Genomic DNA, 14,207 nt, shown 5'->3' with positions numbered 1-14,207 from the left:
AAAGTCCGCTGCGATCAAAAATGACCCTTTGGCACCAACCAAAAAACCAACGTTTTCAGTAAAGAAAACGCGGCAGCGCGCCGCACTGCGTTTTTCAGCATTGCCGGAAGGACCCGCGCACCCTCCAGGCAGGCGGCGGGCGGGGTGCGGCGCGTGCCCAGGCGCACAGGCGCTAGGGCTGATAGTTTGGCCCTAGGCGGCGCTCAGGACAGCCGCGCTACAGCCCTAGCCGCCCCATCTGTCGCGCCGGCCTAGCAAGGCTTTCTGCTTGGCTAGTCGCGCGGGAGATTGTCTGGGTTTGCGCCCCGCTGTCCGTCGAGCGCCCGTTGCAGCTCTATTTCGACTTGCGGGCGAAGCATCATCTCCGCCGCGAACTTCCAAGAGCGGCGCGGCGCTGCCCCATCTTGCCCCATCGCGGTCGCTGGGGTCTCGCCATAAATGGCCTTCACAGCCTTTCGCCCGCTGCCGGTGCGTATCATCAACGCACGTCCGCCGTTGGCTTCGAGGATGAAAGCCTTTCCGATCGCTAGGCTTGCCGAACCGCCGCCCGTGAGGCGATAGGTCGAACCCGCGAAGCTTCCTCGATTCCACGACGGGCCGGGGGAGAACGTGCCGATATTGAGCGCGCCGATCTTCGCTTTGTTGACCGTCCAGCTCGCACTTATGTTTCCTTGCGTCGACGGCTTAACAAGCGGCGTCGCGTCTCTGAATTTCGAGGGCGCGACGCCGATGTCGATTGCCATTTTCGCGATTGCCTGCTTGCGCGCCTGCCGGGCTGTCTTGTCGACTGCGCGACGAAGGCCGTTTACCGTCTCGCGCGCGGCAAGCTCCATTCGCTCGATGAACTCTTTGGCGTCGAGTGTAACACTTATCTCAACGGCCATCGCTCGCGCCTCCCATCTGGCGGCGGTGCAACTCGGCGACCAATGACCGCTGTTCGAACTCGGCGTTGATCTCCTGTTCGCGCCCGCCGAGCTGTCGCAAGTGTTCGGCGCGATCGGCGAGGGCTTGCGCGACATCGGGATTGATCGCCTGCGCGGCGGCGAGACGGTTCGTCGGGCTCATGGCGTTCGCTCCATAGGATAGCGCCCGCTCTGGCGGCGGGGCGTGGTTTTGATCTGCTCTGCCCATTTGGGCTTTTGGCTGCGCTGGACGGCTGAACAAAAAGCGCCGTTGCGTTGCGCTCATAGTCCAAGGACTTGGAGAGGGTGCAACGGCACCCCCTCCAAGCAGTCCCGTTGCAGGCGCAACGTTGCAGTGCAACGGGGCTGTTTTCTAGGCGTTGCGCCACATCGGCGTTGCACCTGCAACGGGCCGTTGCACCCACCCGTTGCACCCCCCCTTTTCTCAGCAAGGGTGCAACGGCAGAAATTGGGGTCAAAAGGTCGTCAGTCGTCATCAACTGCGGTGAAACCGGCGCTCGGCTCGGTCGCTTCAGAAGCGACCGCGATGCGCTTTCCCCTTGCCGTGACCGTCCAGCGCGAACCGATCTTTTCGACCAATTTTTCCTGCGCCATCCGCTCAAGATCGCGATGGATGGAGCCCTTGTTTATCCCCGTGGCCTCGCTCCATTTCTGGATTGATCCGCTAGGATCGGAAAGCGCGGCGCGCAAGATGCGCTCGCGCCGGCTGGTAGTCTGCGCCTCGGCTTTCTCCAGGGCTGTTGCAGCATCATCCGACGAAACAGGCTTGGCGGCAGGCATGACCAACGGGCGGCCCTTGTCGTCCAGCATGTCGCTGATCGTCACGGGCGCGATTGCAAAGGCCATGGGGTCGAAGTCGAACCCCCTCAGCTTTCCCTGCCAGTGAAGCGTAGTGATCCGCGCGCTGTCGTCCTTCCAAAGCGTCAAGTTGCCGTCCGCCTCGTTCGCGACTGAGCCCGCCCCGTAGGGCAGTAGATTGTCTTTCGAGGCGTTCTTGACCGGATGCGCCGCCACGACAACAGCGGGGCGGCCTTCGGTCGCACAAAGCGGGCGAAGGCGTCGCAAATAAGCCAGAGCCTCCATATTGTCGTTGGCGTCCTTGCCGTCGAAACCGGCCTGCAAAGTGTCGACGATGACGAGTCGCCAGGGCTTCGCCGCCGCCTTCGCGAGCTTGCGCATCAACTCCGGTGCGGTCTTGACTGAGACAATGTGCAAGTTGGCGTCCAGCGCGGCAACGTCCGCGTTGTGGGCGACGGCGGCGGCGCAGAGCTTCACACGAAAGTCTTCGGGATTTTCAAAGCTGAAATAGAGCACCTTTCCTTGCCTGACTTCCATCCCCAGGATATCCCGCCGCCCCGTGGCGACTGCGATTGCGAGAGACGACAAGAACAGCGTCTTGCCGTGCCCGGTGCGCGCAGTCAGTGTGTAGAGATAGGCGGCGACGATCGCCGGCTCGGCAACGAAGGATTGCGGGACATATTCAGCCCGGAACTGCGAAAAGCTCTTTATTTTCGGCTTCTCTGCCTTCTCCGGTTCCTTCGCGTTGTCGTTCGCGACATGGGGGCGTTCGCCCATTTCCTCGGCTGATAATTCCACAACGCCGAACGCTAGCCCGTCCGGTTGCTTCGTTGCGGCCTTTGCTTTCATGAACTCGCGGCGCAACGCCCGAAGATCGAACTCGCCGGGCACTTTTTCAGATGAGAGTTTTTCGACGTAATGGCCGGTCCCCTCGCAATTCTCAGCGATCGCGGCCCAATCCTCAAATGTGAAGGCGTCGCCATGATCGCCCGCAAGTCGCGTCGCGAGCTTGATGCGGTTCGCCGAGAAATCCGGCGCATCGTCCAGCGCATCGTCAAACCTGAGGATCGCACGCATTTTCGCGTTTCGATCGGCCAGCCCGTCGAGGTCAAACTTCGCGCGGACGGCATCCCATTCCGGCATGTTGTCGAGGGTGAGGCGCGCGGCGTCGGCGTCGCTCACCTCAATGGGGCGCGTCCGCGTCTGGATCGCCTCGCGAATGAACGCAGGCAAAGCCGGAATTGAACCGGATGCGAAGGCGCTTGCCAGATCGGGCGCTTTGGGCGCGGCGGAGTACCGCTTGCCGTCCTCACGCCAAGCCCCCGGCGCAATGACATAGCCGCCCCTGCCGCGAACGTTCGTGTCGAGGTCGGCGAAAACGCCTTCGTGGTTGCCCATGCCGTCAGGGTCGCGAAAGAAGACATGCAGTCCGCCCGATTGGGTCGCCGTGACCGGCGAGCCTTTCGGCAACTCTTGCCCTTGGTCGTTCAGCCAAGCCGCCAGTTTGCGCGGCCCGTCTTTGCCATTGCCGAAATCGACATCGAGAATAAGCAAGCCATTCGGGCCGCCGCAAATGGCGGGCACGGCGTCCGGGTATTCGCTCCAGAGCTTGCGGACAATGGCGGGGTTTTTGGTTGAGCCAACATATGCGGGTTCACGCCCATAGTTGTCGCGGAACTCGGCGGCGGCCTCGGCGATCTCTGACGCTGTCATAGCCGTGTCGAGGTGCTGGAAGCGTTTCGCGATCGGGTTTTTGTTCACAGCCGGAAAGATCGCGAGGCCAGCGCTTACAAGGCGCAGGGCCAGCTTGCGATTATGGGACTGGCGAGCTTTCGTCTCGCCAGAGGTTTCAGCCATTACGGGCTTCGGGTTCGGGGCCATTCAAAAAACTCGCGTGTGTATGTTTATCGCTGCCCCATGCGGGCCTGTTCATCCTGCCGCCTGCGTCGCGTCTCGGCGGCGATGTTCGCGGACAGTACGCCGAGGTATTGCCCAACCAATGCGGGGTTTTTCAGCGCGTAGCCGCGCCCGAATTGCCGTTCGATCTCGGCCAGAGCATCCCGGAAATGCTCGGCCGTCAACGCGGACGCGTTGTCGATAAATTCGCTCATGTATGTTTGTCCTCGGGAAAGAAAAAGCCGGCAGGTGCCGGCTCAATTCAAAACGTCATCAGGACCCGCGCATCGCGGATCGATCTTGCAGCCGGCGAGGCGAAGCGCTCGGCGGCGCTCTATCTCCTGCTCAACGAGATGGCCGAACGATTCGTCATCGATCCATGGAAGCAGCTCGCATGTCGGCATTTGCCGGAAAATTTCCGCTGCCTCTCGCTGACAGTCGGCAATTACCTTTAGCGCTTGGGCCTCGCTCATATTTTCCCAATCGGGTTGCACCGCGCTCATGCGATCGCCTTTCGATCGGCGTCAATGTCGCGCTGGAAATCGTCAAGCACTTGGTCAAGCCAAGCCCACGTGCTCTCGTAAAATTTGGAGTTATCCAGGCGGACCGCTTGGCAAACTCCAAATGCGGACACCAACAGCGCGTGGGGCTCCTCAGTCGGATCGAAGCCCGCACAGATTGGAACCGCGCCGCCGCGATAGACACGCCAACCGACGACGGGATGAATCGACACGCCGACGCAGGCCCGAGGCCCTTCGCTGCGGTCGCTCGCGACGATCACGACATGGTCGTCCTGCGCGGGCACAACCGGCGCGGTCGCCAAAAGCGCTTCGTCCGTTGTTTCGTAGCTCAGGAGCTTTTCGCGGCCATCGGCGAGCGTGGCGCGTGTCTCATATCCTTGCCGCGTCGGGCGTTCAGCGATGCGGCGCACGCTGGCAAGCGGTAGCAGGTCGCCGTCAGAGGCTATCAGTAGATTCGACATGTGGCGGCTTCACTTTTTCTTTGGCGGCTTGGGGTCGGCAGTTTCGGCGGGCGTCTCAGTGACGTTCACAGCAGGCTTCGCGTCGACAGAATTTGCTTGCGGCGTGTCGCGCGGTGCCCCGGTCAATGCGGCGTGCATTTCGGCGGCCTGCTGGCGGCGCTCAGCTTCGGCAGCGGCTTCAAGGGTGGCGATCTTTCGGGTGATCGGATCGACGGGCAAGCGCTTTGGCTGCGTGGGCTCGGCGTTCGCGGTAGGCGTCCAGCCGAACGGGATGTAACCGCTCTGCGTCGCCGGGTTCAGCTTGCGTTCCACGGCCTCCGCGACGTCCAGCCAGTCGCCGTATGCTAAGTGGTACGTTCTTAAGACGGCGCGGGGGACTGAACTGCGCGCCTGAGCAAAGACGGCTCGCCAATGTGCAAAGCCGGGCGGCAGACGTCCGTTGGCGGCAACGAAAAAGCGACGGTCTTAGCGTCGCCGGTTGTGTCGGGGTAGGTGATTGAAGCGGCTTCTGCCGCTGACGCGTAGCGGTTCATTCGTCTATTCCTCAAAAATTATGGCGTTGAAAATTGCCAAACGGCGCGTCGCGATGAAACTTCGCGCCAATTCTCTGTTCATACTGAAGCGCGCATAGCCGTCGTCGGCAGTCCTCGCGCAAGTCTAGCTGTGCGCTAACACTCAGCTAGGCGGTTCTTTTTGCTATAAGCGGACCGCTCCCCGCCCCTTCCCCTCAAGCTAGGTTTTGCCTAGCGGGTCGCCCTATTCACGATGATTGCAGCGCATTCGGGCAAAGCTTCGCCGTTCGCAGAAATGGGGTTCTGCGGCAGGTGTGGCCGTGCTTGGCTAAATTTCGGGGCAAATCGCCCGATAGGGGCATCAGCGCATATTTTAAAATATAAGTCAAGTGCATCCTGAGTTGTATGCATGGCCTATAATGTCATAATGCGACTATAAGCGCCAAAACGACGTATGTTCGTATGTACTATTTTCACAAATACGACATAACGACGTTGCGTTACTTAGACCATTGAACGTTGCAACGTGTGACGTCCTGGACAAAAAGAAAGCCCCCGGCTTTCGCCGAGGGCTGTCCATGGATTTGCTGCGTGTCACGACAACGCCACGTCGTCCGGTGAACGCCTGCGCCTTTGCCCCAGACGTCCTTCCGCGATGTCGTCCAAGATGCTCGGCGACCATAGCGGCGTGTTGCCAAACCTCACGGTGGGCGGCGGTAGGTAGCCTTCTGCAAGCCATCGATCGACGGTAGGCAGACTTGCCTTCAAGAACGCGGCAAGGTCCCTACGGCGCACCATAGGGCGGCGACCATGAACAAGCTCAGATTGGGGATTTCGATTTTCAGCGGCCATTGCCTCACCTCGCAAGCAGGCGCAATGCGCCCGTCAGTTGCGAAGGTGATTGCGGGGGCTTTCTCTGCGCTGCCCTGAACCCGCTGGCTGTCGCCGGTTTGCAGCGCTGACCGTCCAATTCGTCCAGCGCGTCCAGTCGGTCCTTCAAATCCCGACCAGCAACCTGTCCCCTACTTCCTCGCCGTCCCCATGGGCGCGCGGTGGCCTATGCGGGATTGGTCGGCTGCCAGTTTTCAGTGGCATCGATCGGGCGTGAACGTAACAGAGCGGGGAATCGGTGGTCAAGAGCGCCTGATGGTGCTTTGGGACCAACGACGATTCGTGAGGATTCGCAGGGGCGGCCCGGCTACCTGTGTCCCATTTCCGAACCCAGAAACGAAAAGAGCGGCGGGAACTATCCGCCGCTCTTTGCTAAACCCTTGGTTTCCTTGGGTTTTAATGGTCGGAGTGGCGGGATTCGAACCCACGACCCCTAGTCCCCCAGACTAGTGCGCTAACCGGACTGCGCTACACTCCGACTGTGTCGCCTTATAGAGAAGCCTTTTCGTCCTGGCAACGCGGCTGTTGAAAAAAACATCACGCCAGAAGACGCGCGCATTCCGTCAGTTCCGCCAGGATCGCCTCCAGCCGGTGGCGATCCTGCATCGACAGGCTCGTCACGCCGCTCGCAAGCGCGGCCGGCTTGGACAAACGCGCGACGAGCCCTGCGTCTGACGCCGGCGCAGGCGTATCGGTCCCTGCAAGCGCAGCATCTGTCGACGCCCGCAGGGCGAGCCCCGTCGCCAGCGGCGTCGCCCCGCGCGGCGCGGCCGAGGCCGCGAGCACCGCGCGAATCCCCTGCTCCTTGAGGATGCGCTGCACCCCCTTGATCGTATAGCCCTCGCTGTAGAGCAGGACGCGAATCGCAGCCACCAGCGCAATGTCGTCGGGACGGTAATAGCGCCGCCCGCCCGCCCGCTTGACCGGGCGAATCGCGGTGAACTTGGTTTCCCAGAACCGCAGGACATGCTGGGGGAGATCAAGCTCTTCGGCCACTTCGCCAATGGTGCGAAAGGCTTCGGTGGTCTTGTCCATCTGCTTTCCCTCGAACGCGCATCAGCTCTCGGGCGAGAGCGCCGCCCTCGGGCCGCGCCTCTTCCCAGAGACAGAGGAGATGACCTGTCGAGGAGACTTTACACAAAATTCAGCCGACGACGAGGCGCCGCCGGCTGGCGCGGCGCGACTCAGTCGGTTTCGCCGTTCATCCGGGCGCGCATAATGTGCGAGGCGCGGAACACCAGCACGCGCCGCGGCGTGATGCGCGCCTCCACGCCGGTCTTGGGGTTGCGGCCGATCCGTTCGCGCTTGTCGCGTTGCAGGAAAGTGCCGAAACTCGAAAGCTTGACGTTTTCACCCCGGGCGATGGCGTCGCTGATCTCCGAGATGACCATTTCAACGAGTTGCGCGGATTCCATCCGCGAAAGACCGATGCGGCGAAACAGCGCCTCGGCGAGGTCAGAACGCGTAACCGTGTGCTTCTCCGGCAGAGTTACCGTAGAAGAAGTGGCGGGCCGCGTTTCAACTGAAAGAGCATTTGAGGACATCGCCTCACCCCATAAAACAAATGACGATTATTTAACTTGGCTCAACCTCGGCAGGAGCCGAGCGAGCCACACATTCGCAACCTGAGGAAGAAACAAAACTTTATTGGTTGCGACTTAGCGGTAAGTCTAGGCCGGATACGCGGCTTGTCAAGGCGACCGCGTATCCGCAAAAGCCGTAAAATGACGGTTTTTCAATGCTCTTGCGCCCAAAAATCGGGCTCTACCAACGCAGGATCGCGGCGCCCCAAGTAAAGCCGCCGCCAATCGCCTCGATCATCACGAGATCGCCGGGCTTGATCCGGCCGTCCTCACAGGCCACGGCGAGGGCGAGCGGGATGGACGCTGCGGAGGTGTTGCCGTGATCCTGCACGGTGGTCACCACCTTTTCCGGAGGTATCCCGAACTTTTGGGCCGAGGCGTCGATAATGCGCCGGTTGGCCTGGTGCGGAACGAACCAGTCGAGATCCTTGGCGGTGATTCCGCAGGCCGCAAACGTCTCGGCCATCACGTCCGTGACCTGCCCGACGGCGAATTTGAACACTTCCTTGCCTTCCATGCGCAGGAAGCCGACCGTCTTGGTGGTGGAGGGGCCTCCGTCCACAAAAAGCTTGGCCCGGTGCTTGCCGTCGGAGCGCAGGCAGGACGCCAGAAGTCCGCGCGGAAGATTGTCGCCTTGCCCCTGCTCGGGCTGCGCCAGCTCCGACTGATCTTGCGCCTCAAGCACGATCGCGCCGGCGCCGTCGCCGAACAGCACGCAGGTGGTGCGGTCCTCCCAGTCGAGAATGCGCGAAAAGGTTTCGGCGCCGATCACCAAAGCCCGCTTGTGCGAACCGGAGGCCAAAAACTTTTCGGCCGTGGTCACGGCGAAAACAAAACCGGCGCAGACCGCCTGGAGGTCGAAGGCGACGCCTTTTGTGATTCCCAGACCCGCCTGGATCATGGTCGCGGTGGAGGGAAAGGTGTAGTCGGGCGTCGAGGTGGCGCAGACGACGAGGTCGATGTCGTCCGGCGTCAGGCCGGCGCGGTCGAGCGCGACCCGGGCTGCCGCGATTCCCAGGGTGGAGGTGGTTTCGTCATCCCCCGCGATATAGCGCTGCCTGATGCCGGTGCGCTGGACGATCCATTCGTCGCTGGTGTCGACGGTGGATTCCAGCTCCTTGTTGGTCACGCAGCGTTTCGGCAGCGCCGAACCCACACCCTTGACCACCGCGCGCAGGCGAGAAACTCCGCTCACTTTATTGTCCTGTTGCTAGCGGGCGCTCCGACGGGGCCGCGGCCGCGACGGTCTGGCCGTCGACCTGCTCTTCCGCCAGCGCCATCATGTCCCGAATTTTTTGCAGCAAAGCGCGGCGCACCATGCCGTGGGCGATTTCGATCGCGCCGGAAAAACCGTTGGCGTCGATGCCGCCATGGCCCTTGATGACCACGCCGTCGAGGCCGAGCAGCACGGCGCCGCTGGTCTCGCGCGGCGTCAGCCGCGTCTTCAACTCGCGAAAGGCGCCGCGCGCGATGAAGGCGCCGATCTTGTTGATCAGCGAGCGCGTCAGGCTCTCGCGCAGATAGGCGGTGATCTGCCGGGCCGTGCCTTCCGCCGTCTTCAGCGCGATATTGCCCGTAAAACCCTCGGTGACCACGACATCCGAGGTTCCCCGGCCGATGTCGTCGCCCTCAACAAAACCGTGGTAGCTGAACAGCGGCGAATCGATCTGTTGCAGCAGGCGCGAGGCGGTCTTGACCTCCTCGATGCCCTTGACCTCCTCGACGCCGACATTGAGCAGACCGACGGTCGGGCGCTCGATGTCGAACAAGGCGCGGGCCATGGCCGCGCCCATCATGGAGAGATCGACATAATGCTGGGCGTCCGCGCCAATGGTGGCGCCGACATCGAGAACGATGGAGCGGCCGCGCAGGGTCGGCCAGATCGCCGCCAGCGCCGGGCGCTCGATCTGCGCCATGGTGCGCAGGCAGACTTTCGACATGGCCATCAGCGCGCCGGTATTGCCGGCGGAGACGGCGCAATGGGCCGCGCCTGATTTGACCGCCTCGATCGCCATCCACATGGAGGAGACCCGGCGGCCCGCGCGCAGCGCCTGGCTCGGCTTGTCGGCCATGCCCACGGAGACGCTGGAGTGGATCACCTTGCTCGCCGCGCGCAGTTTCGGGAAGGCGTTCAGGTGTTCGGCGATCTTCTCGGTGTCGCCATAGATGATGAAAACAGAATCCGGCTTGCGGTCGAGGAACTGCGCCGCGCCGGGAATCACTACCGAGGGGCCGAAATCGCCGCCCATGGCGTCGAGCGCGATCCGAACAGGCTCAACCATCGCAAAAGAATCCCAACCTTTTCAACCGGCCGTCGGCCCTGGCCCTTGTTTTCACGCCACGCTTGGCCTTTGGAAGCGCGCGACAATAGCTTTTGCGGCGCTCTTGGCAAGCCCCAACACGCTCCAGATTGCCGCAGGGGCGTCGCCGCCTCAGTCCTTCTTGATTTTCGACAGCGCGGCGAAGGGCGAAGGCGCGGGTTCGTCGTCCTCGACATGGCCGTCGAAAGCGACGCCCGGCTTGCGCGGATAGGGATCGAGGCCTAGCGCGAGGAATTCGCAGGCCAGCGCGCCCAGATCGACCTTGCCGTCGATGATCGGGTCCGGCGGATCCGCCTGCTCCGCGAGCAGGCGCGCCTTGTCGGTCGCGGCCTCCAGTTCGGCCATGGCGCGCTCGTAAGCCGCCTTGGCCTCGGCCTCCGGCGCGAAGGCGATTTCAAAGGGTTCGTCGACCTGCGTCTCGAACGGGTCCAGCGTGACCACGCAGGTTTGTGTGACGACGGCCGTGACGCGCCCTCGCGCGAAAAGGCCCTCGCGGCCCCGGCGGATCAGTTGCGCCTCGACGGTCAGGTCGCGCAGGCCGACGAGCTCGTCGAGCTCAGCGAGCTTTTGGCACTCCTCCGGAGTCGCGGAGAAACGCACGTTCGATCCGCCCTCGCCGACGCTGTCGACGGCGACGGTGCGGGAAAACGGCGACGCATATTCTTCCATGACGGCTCCAATCTCGCGTTGCGGATGTTCGCGTGTCCGCGGCGTTTGAACTCAGGGCGCGGAAAAAGGCGCCTCGCCGCGCAGAAAAGTTTCGACCGGGACCTCGGCGAGCGCGGCTTCGGCGCGGCGGAAATAGGCGGCGAAGGCCGTCCCCTCCCCCTGCCCCGACAGAATGTTGCGCGCCAGCGCCTCGGCCAGCGGCGCATCGCCCTGCTCCGCCGCCTGTACATAGGCGGCGCCGCGCCCGGAAAAGGCGCCGGCGAGCTTTTTCATCCGCTTGGGGACGCCGGTGTCCGAAATGCCTTTTTCCCGCAACGCGTCGTCAAACAGCGAAAAAACCGCGTCGGAGGTCGCCTGGGCGAGCTCCGGCCCCGGCGCTTCCGCCAGAGACAGGCGGCGCAGCACCAGGCCGGCGTTGAGGACCATCACCTCGAACCGGCCCTCGAATGTGTCCGGGGCGCCATAGGGCGGCAGAAAAAACGCGGGCCGCCGCGATTGCGCCGTAATGGCGCCGGCCAGCGCAGCCGCTTCGTCCCTGAAGGGTTTCTTGCGAAAGAATCCGAAAATCATTCGGCGCTATCCTTGAATTGGCGCGCGGCCACGCCTTGCTTTTGCCCCGCGTGGGGGTTAGGCGTGTGAACGCTTGAGCGCAAGAGCCTTTCGCGGATTTTCCGGAGATTCAGGAATGAAGTCGATCGCCAATGGACGTGTTGGACGGAGCCGCGCCCTGAAGGGGCTTGCTCCCGCCCTGTTGGCGCTGAGCCTTCTGTCCGGCTGCTCGACGCTGGACCAGGGCACGATCACCCGCGGCTACGTCTTCGACGACCAGACCCTGGCGCAAGTCAAGGTCGGCGCGCCCGCCGAACAGGTGCTCGCCCTGCTCGGCACGCCGACGACGACGTCGACGGTCGGCGGCGACGCCTGGTATTACATCAGCCAGAGAGTCGAACAGCCGATCCCGGCCATGCCCGCCAAGGTCACCAACCAGCGCGTCTACGCCGTTTATTTCGACAAGAACAAGCGCGTCACCCGAATCGCCAATTACGGCCTGGAAGACGGCCGCGTCATCGACATGACCTCGCGCCAGACGGTCGCCGGCGGCGGCGAGAACCGCCTGCTGCAGGGCATGCTCAAGCAGATCTCGGGCCTGAAGTACCAGATGTTCTGAGAAAGCCCCGCGCGGCTGCGGCCGCGCCCGATTTTTGCAGCCCGTTCGGTGAAACCTTTTCACCGAGCGGGTTTTTTATTTTGCAGCGTTTTCTTCCTTTGGCGGGCTGCTGAAAAACCCGTGCCCCCCCGCCCTTCGACGCTTCGGCAAGCTCAGCGCTGCTTCGCAGGCTCCTCAGGGTGTGGGCTACTTTCTTTCCGTCCGCGAACCCTTGCAACGAAAAAGGCCGGGCTTTTCGCCCGGCCTTCTATCTTCAGACCTGTCGATCAGGCTCAGTGCGCCAGAATCGCCAGCAGCAGCAGGGCCACGATGTTGGTGATCTTGATCGCGGGATTCACCGCCGGGCCGGCGGTGTCCTTGTAGGGGTCGCCGACGGTGTCGCCGGTGACGGACGCCTTGTGGGCTTCCGAACCCTTGAGGTGACGCACGCCGTCCTTGTCGACGAATCCGTCTTCAAAGCTCTTCTTGGCGTTGTCCCAGGCGCCGCCGCCCGAGGTCATCGAGATCGCGACGAACAGGCCGTTGACGATCACGCCCAGCAGCGAGGCGCCCAAAGCCGCGAAGGCGGAAGCCTTGGAGCCGGAGATCGCGAGCACGCCGAAATACACGACCAGCGGCGACAGCACCGGGAGCAGCGAGGGAATGATCATTTCCTTGATCGCCGCCTTGGTCAGCATGTCCACGGCGCGGCCGTAATCCGGGCGCTCCGTGCCGTCCATGATGCCGGGCTTTTCCTTGAACTGGCGACGCACTTCCTCGACCACCGAGCCCGCCGCGCGGCCGACGGCCGTCATGGCGATGCCGCCGAACAGGTAGGGAATCAGGCCGCCGAAGATCAGGCCCGCCACCACATAGGGGTTGGACAGATCGAAGGACACCTGGCCCATGCCCTTGAAATAGGGCAGGCCCTGCGCGGTGAACGCGTTCAAGTCGTTGGTGTAGGCGGCGAACAGGACCAGCGCGCCGAGACCCGCGGAGCCGATGGCGTAGCCCTTGGTCACCGCCTTGGTGGTGTTGCCGACCGCGTCGAGCGCGTCGGTGGACTGGCGCACTTCCTTGGGCAGGCCCGCCATTTCCGCGATGCCGCCGGCATTGTCGGTCACCGGACCGAAAGCGTCGAGCGCCACGATCATGCCGGCGAGGCCGAGCATGGTGGTGACCGCGATCGCCGTGCCGAACAGGCCGGCGAGCTGGTAGGTGGCGATGATGCCGAACACGATCACCAGGGCCGGCAGAGCCGTCGATTCCAGCGAGACCGCGAGGCCCTGGATGACGTTGGTGCCGTGGCCGGTGACCGAGGCTTGCGCGATCGACACCACCGGGCGCTTGCCCGTGCCGGTGTAATATTCGGTGATGTAGACGATGGCGCCGGTCACCGCGAGGCCGATCAGGCCGCACAGGAACAGGTTGAGGCCGGTGATGTCCTGGCCGGCGACCTGGCCGATCGAGCCCCAGCCGGTGGTGATCTGCGTCGCCAGGCCCAGGCCGACCACGGACAGCGCGCCAGTGGCGATCAGGCCCTTGTAGAGCGCGCCCATGATCGAATTGTCGGAGCCGAGCTTGACGAAATAAGCGCCGGCGATCGAGGTGATGATGCAGGTTCCGCAAATCGCCAGCGGATAGAGCATCGAGGCTTCAAGCGTCGCCTTGCCGGCGAAGAAAATGGCGCCGAGCACCATTGTGGCGACCACCGTCACCGCATAGGTCTCGAACAGGTCGGCCGCCATGCCGGCGCAGTCGCCGACATTGTCGCCGACATTGTCCGCGATCGTGGCGGGGTTGCGTGGGTCGTCTTCCGGAATGCCGGCCTCGACCTTGCCGACGAGGTCCGCGCCGACGTCGGCGCCCTTGGTGAAGATGCCGCCGCCGAGACGGGCGAAGATCGAGATCAGCGAGGCGCCGAAGCCCAGGGCGACGAGCGAGTCGATGGTTTCACGATCGGCGAAACCCAGGCCGAGCTGGCTGGTGAGGACATAGAAATAGCTGGCGACGCCGAGCAAAGCGAGACCCGCGACCAGCAGGCCGGTGACCGCGCCCGCCTTGAAGGCGATGTCGAGGCCGCCCGCCAGCGAGATCGTCGCGGCCTGCGCGGTGCGCACATTGGCGCGGACCGACACGTTCATGCCGATAAAGCCGGCCGCGCCGGACAGGATGGCGCCGATCAGGAAGCCGACGGCCGTCTTGGCGCCGAGCAGGAAGAACAGGGCGATGAAGATGGCGACGCCGACGATGCCGATGGTGATGTATTGCCGCTTGAGATAAGCCTGCGCGCCTTCAGCCACGGCGCCGGAAATTTCCTGCATGCGCGCGTTGCCGGCGTTGGCCGCCATCAGGCTCTTGATGGTGACGGCCCCGTAGACCACCGACATCAGGCCACACGCTATAACCAGCCAGATTGTCATACTCCCTACCCCTCGCTCGACCGCTTATGAAAAAACCGGATCGCTCCGGTCCTCGCGGATCG

15 protein-coding genes and 1 tRNA gene are annotated in these 14,207 nt (G+C 63.2%); 1 reads left to right on the top strand and 15 read right to left on the bottom strand.

All coding sequences use genetic code 11. The features are described 5' to 3' along the window. Positions 1 to 272: 272 nt before the first annotated feature. The 14 genes from M2320_RS13305 to M2320_RS13240 all read right to left on the bottom strand — a co-directional run bounded on the left by M2320_RS13305 (position 273) and on the right by M2320_RS13240 (position 11,145). On the bottom strand, positions 273 to 884 hold the full coding sequence (locus M2320_RS13305) for a hypothetical protein (RefSeq protein WP_264597697.1): 612 nt from the start codon (positions 882 to 884) through the stop codon (positions 273 to 275). Then, positions 874 to 1,065: a hypothetical protein gene (locus tag M2320_RS13300; protein WP_264597696.1), complete on the bottom strand. Its 192-nt coding sequence runs from the start codon at positions 1,063 to 1,065 to the stop codon at positions 874 to 876. Before M2320_RS13300 ends, M2320_RS13305 begins: the two co-directional genes overlap by 11 nt. A 323-nt stretch (positions 1,066 to 1,388) precedes the next feature. Beyond that, a complete protein-coding gene (locus M2320_RS13295) occupies positions 1,389 to 3,578 on the bottom strand; it encodes an AAA family ATPase (protein ID WP_264597695.1) in 2,190 nt (729 codons plus the stop codon). A 47-nt stretch (positions 3,579 to 3,625) separates the two neighbouring features. Beyond that, a complete protein-coding gene (locus M2320_RS13290; RefSeq protein ID WP_264597694.1) occupies positions 3,626 to 3,832 on the bottom strand; it encodes a hypothetical protein in 207 nt (68 codons plus the stop codon). A gap of 42 nt (positions 3,833 to 3,874) precedes the next feature. Beyond that, positions 3,875 to 4,120, bottom strand: a complete 246-nt coding sequence (locus M2320_RS13285; protein WP_264597693.1) for a hypothetical protein — start codon at positions 4,118 to 4,120, stop codon at positions 3,875 to 3,877. Continuing rightward, the gene (locus tag M2320_RS13280) at positions 4,117 to 4,599 is read right to left on the bottom strand and encodes a hypothetical protein (protein ID WP_264597692.1); all 483 of its coding nucleotides are present in this window, start codon (positions 4,597 to 4,599) and stop codon (positions 4,117 to 4,119) included. The genes M2320_RS13285 and M2320_RS13280 overlap by 4 nt, the downstream gene beginning before the upstream one ends. A 9-nt stretch (positions 4,600 to 4,608) precedes the next feature. Then, on the bottom strand, positions 4,609 to 4,911 hold the full coding sequence (locus M2320_RS13275; RefSeq protein ID WP_264597691.1) for a hypothetical protein: 303 nt from the start codon (positions 4,909 to 4,911) through the stop codon (positions 4,609 to 4,611). Between the two features lie 1,491 nt (positions 4,912 to 6,402). After that, positions 6,403 to 6,480: transfer RNA gene (locus tag M2320_RS13270), tRNA-Pro, on the bottom strand. A 59-nt stretch (positions 6,481 to 6,539) separates the two neighbouring features. Continuing rightward, the gene (locus tag M2320_RS13265; RefSeq protein WP_264597690.1) at positions 6,540 to 7,037 is read right to left on the bottom strand and encodes a MerR family transcriptional regulator; all 498 of its coding nucleotides are present in this window, start codon (positions 7,035 to 7,037) and stop codon (positions 6,540 to 6,542) included. A gap of 149 nt (positions 7,038 to 7,186) precedes the next feature. Then, positions 7,187 to 7,546: an integration host factor subunit alpha gene (locus tag M2320_RS13260; protein WP_264597689.1), complete on the bottom strand. Its 360-nt coding sequence runs from the start codon at positions 7,544 to 7,546 to the stop codon at positions 7,187 to 7,189. Positions 7,547 to 7,766: 220 nt separating this feature from the next. Beyond that, a complete protein-coding gene (locus tag M2320_RS13255) occupies positions 7,767 to 8,780 on the bottom strand; it encodes a beta-ketoacyl-ACP synthase III (protein ID WP_264597688.1) in 1,014 nt (337 codons plus the stop codon). A gap of 1 nt (position 8,781) precedes the next feature. Continuing rightward, positions 8,782 to 9,867: a phosphate acyltransferase PlsX gene (gene plsX, locus M2320_RS13250; protein ID WP_264597687.1), complete on the bottom strand. Its 1,086-nt coding sequence runs from the start codon at positions 9,865 to 9,867 to the stop codon at positions 8,782 to 8,784. Positions 9,868 to 10,017: 150 nt separating this feature from the next. Then, complete coding sequence (locus tag M2320_RS13245; protein WP_264597686.1) at positions 10,018 to 10,575, bottom strand: YceD family protein; 558 nt, start codon at positions 10,573 to 10,575, stop codon at positions 10,018 to 10,020. Between the two features lie 51 nt (positions 10,576 to 10,626). Then, positions 10,627 to 11,145, bottom strand: coding sequence for a ubiquinol-cytochrome C chaperone family protein (locus M2320_RS13240; RefSeq protein ID WP_264597685.1), 519 nt, complete (start codon positions 11,143 to 11,145; stop codon positions 10,627 to 10,629). Positions 11,146 to 11,260: 115 nt separating this feature from the next. Here M2320_RS13240 and M2320_RS13235 point away from each other — a divergent pair, with 115 nt between their 5' ends. Further along, the gene (locus tag M2320_RS13235) at positions 11,261 to 11,743 is read left to right on the top strand and encodes an outer membrane protein assembly factor BamE (RefSeq protein WP_264597684.1); all 483 of its coding nucleotides are present in this window, start codon (positions 11,261 to 11,263) and stop codon (positions 11,741 to 11,743) included. 272 nt (positions 11,744 to 12,015) lie between these two features. Here the strand turns inward: M2320_RS13235 and M2320_RS13230 are convergent, their stop codons facing one another. Then, a complete protein-coding gene (locus tag M2320_RS13230) occupies positions 12,016 to 14,145 on the bottom strand; it encodes a sodium-translocating pyrophosphatase (RefSeq protein WP_264597683.1) in 2,130 nt (709 codons plus the stop codon). Positions 14,146 to 14,207 lie beyond the last annotated feature (62 nt).

It is taken from the genome of Rhodoblastus acidophilus (assembly GCF_025961575.1).
Taxonomy (GTDB): Bacteria; Pseudomonadota; Alphaproteobacteria; order Rhizobiales; family Beijerinckiaceae; genus Rhodoblastus; species Rhodoblastus acidophilus_C.
This window is presented reverse-complemented; position numbering and strand designations above follow the sequence as displayed.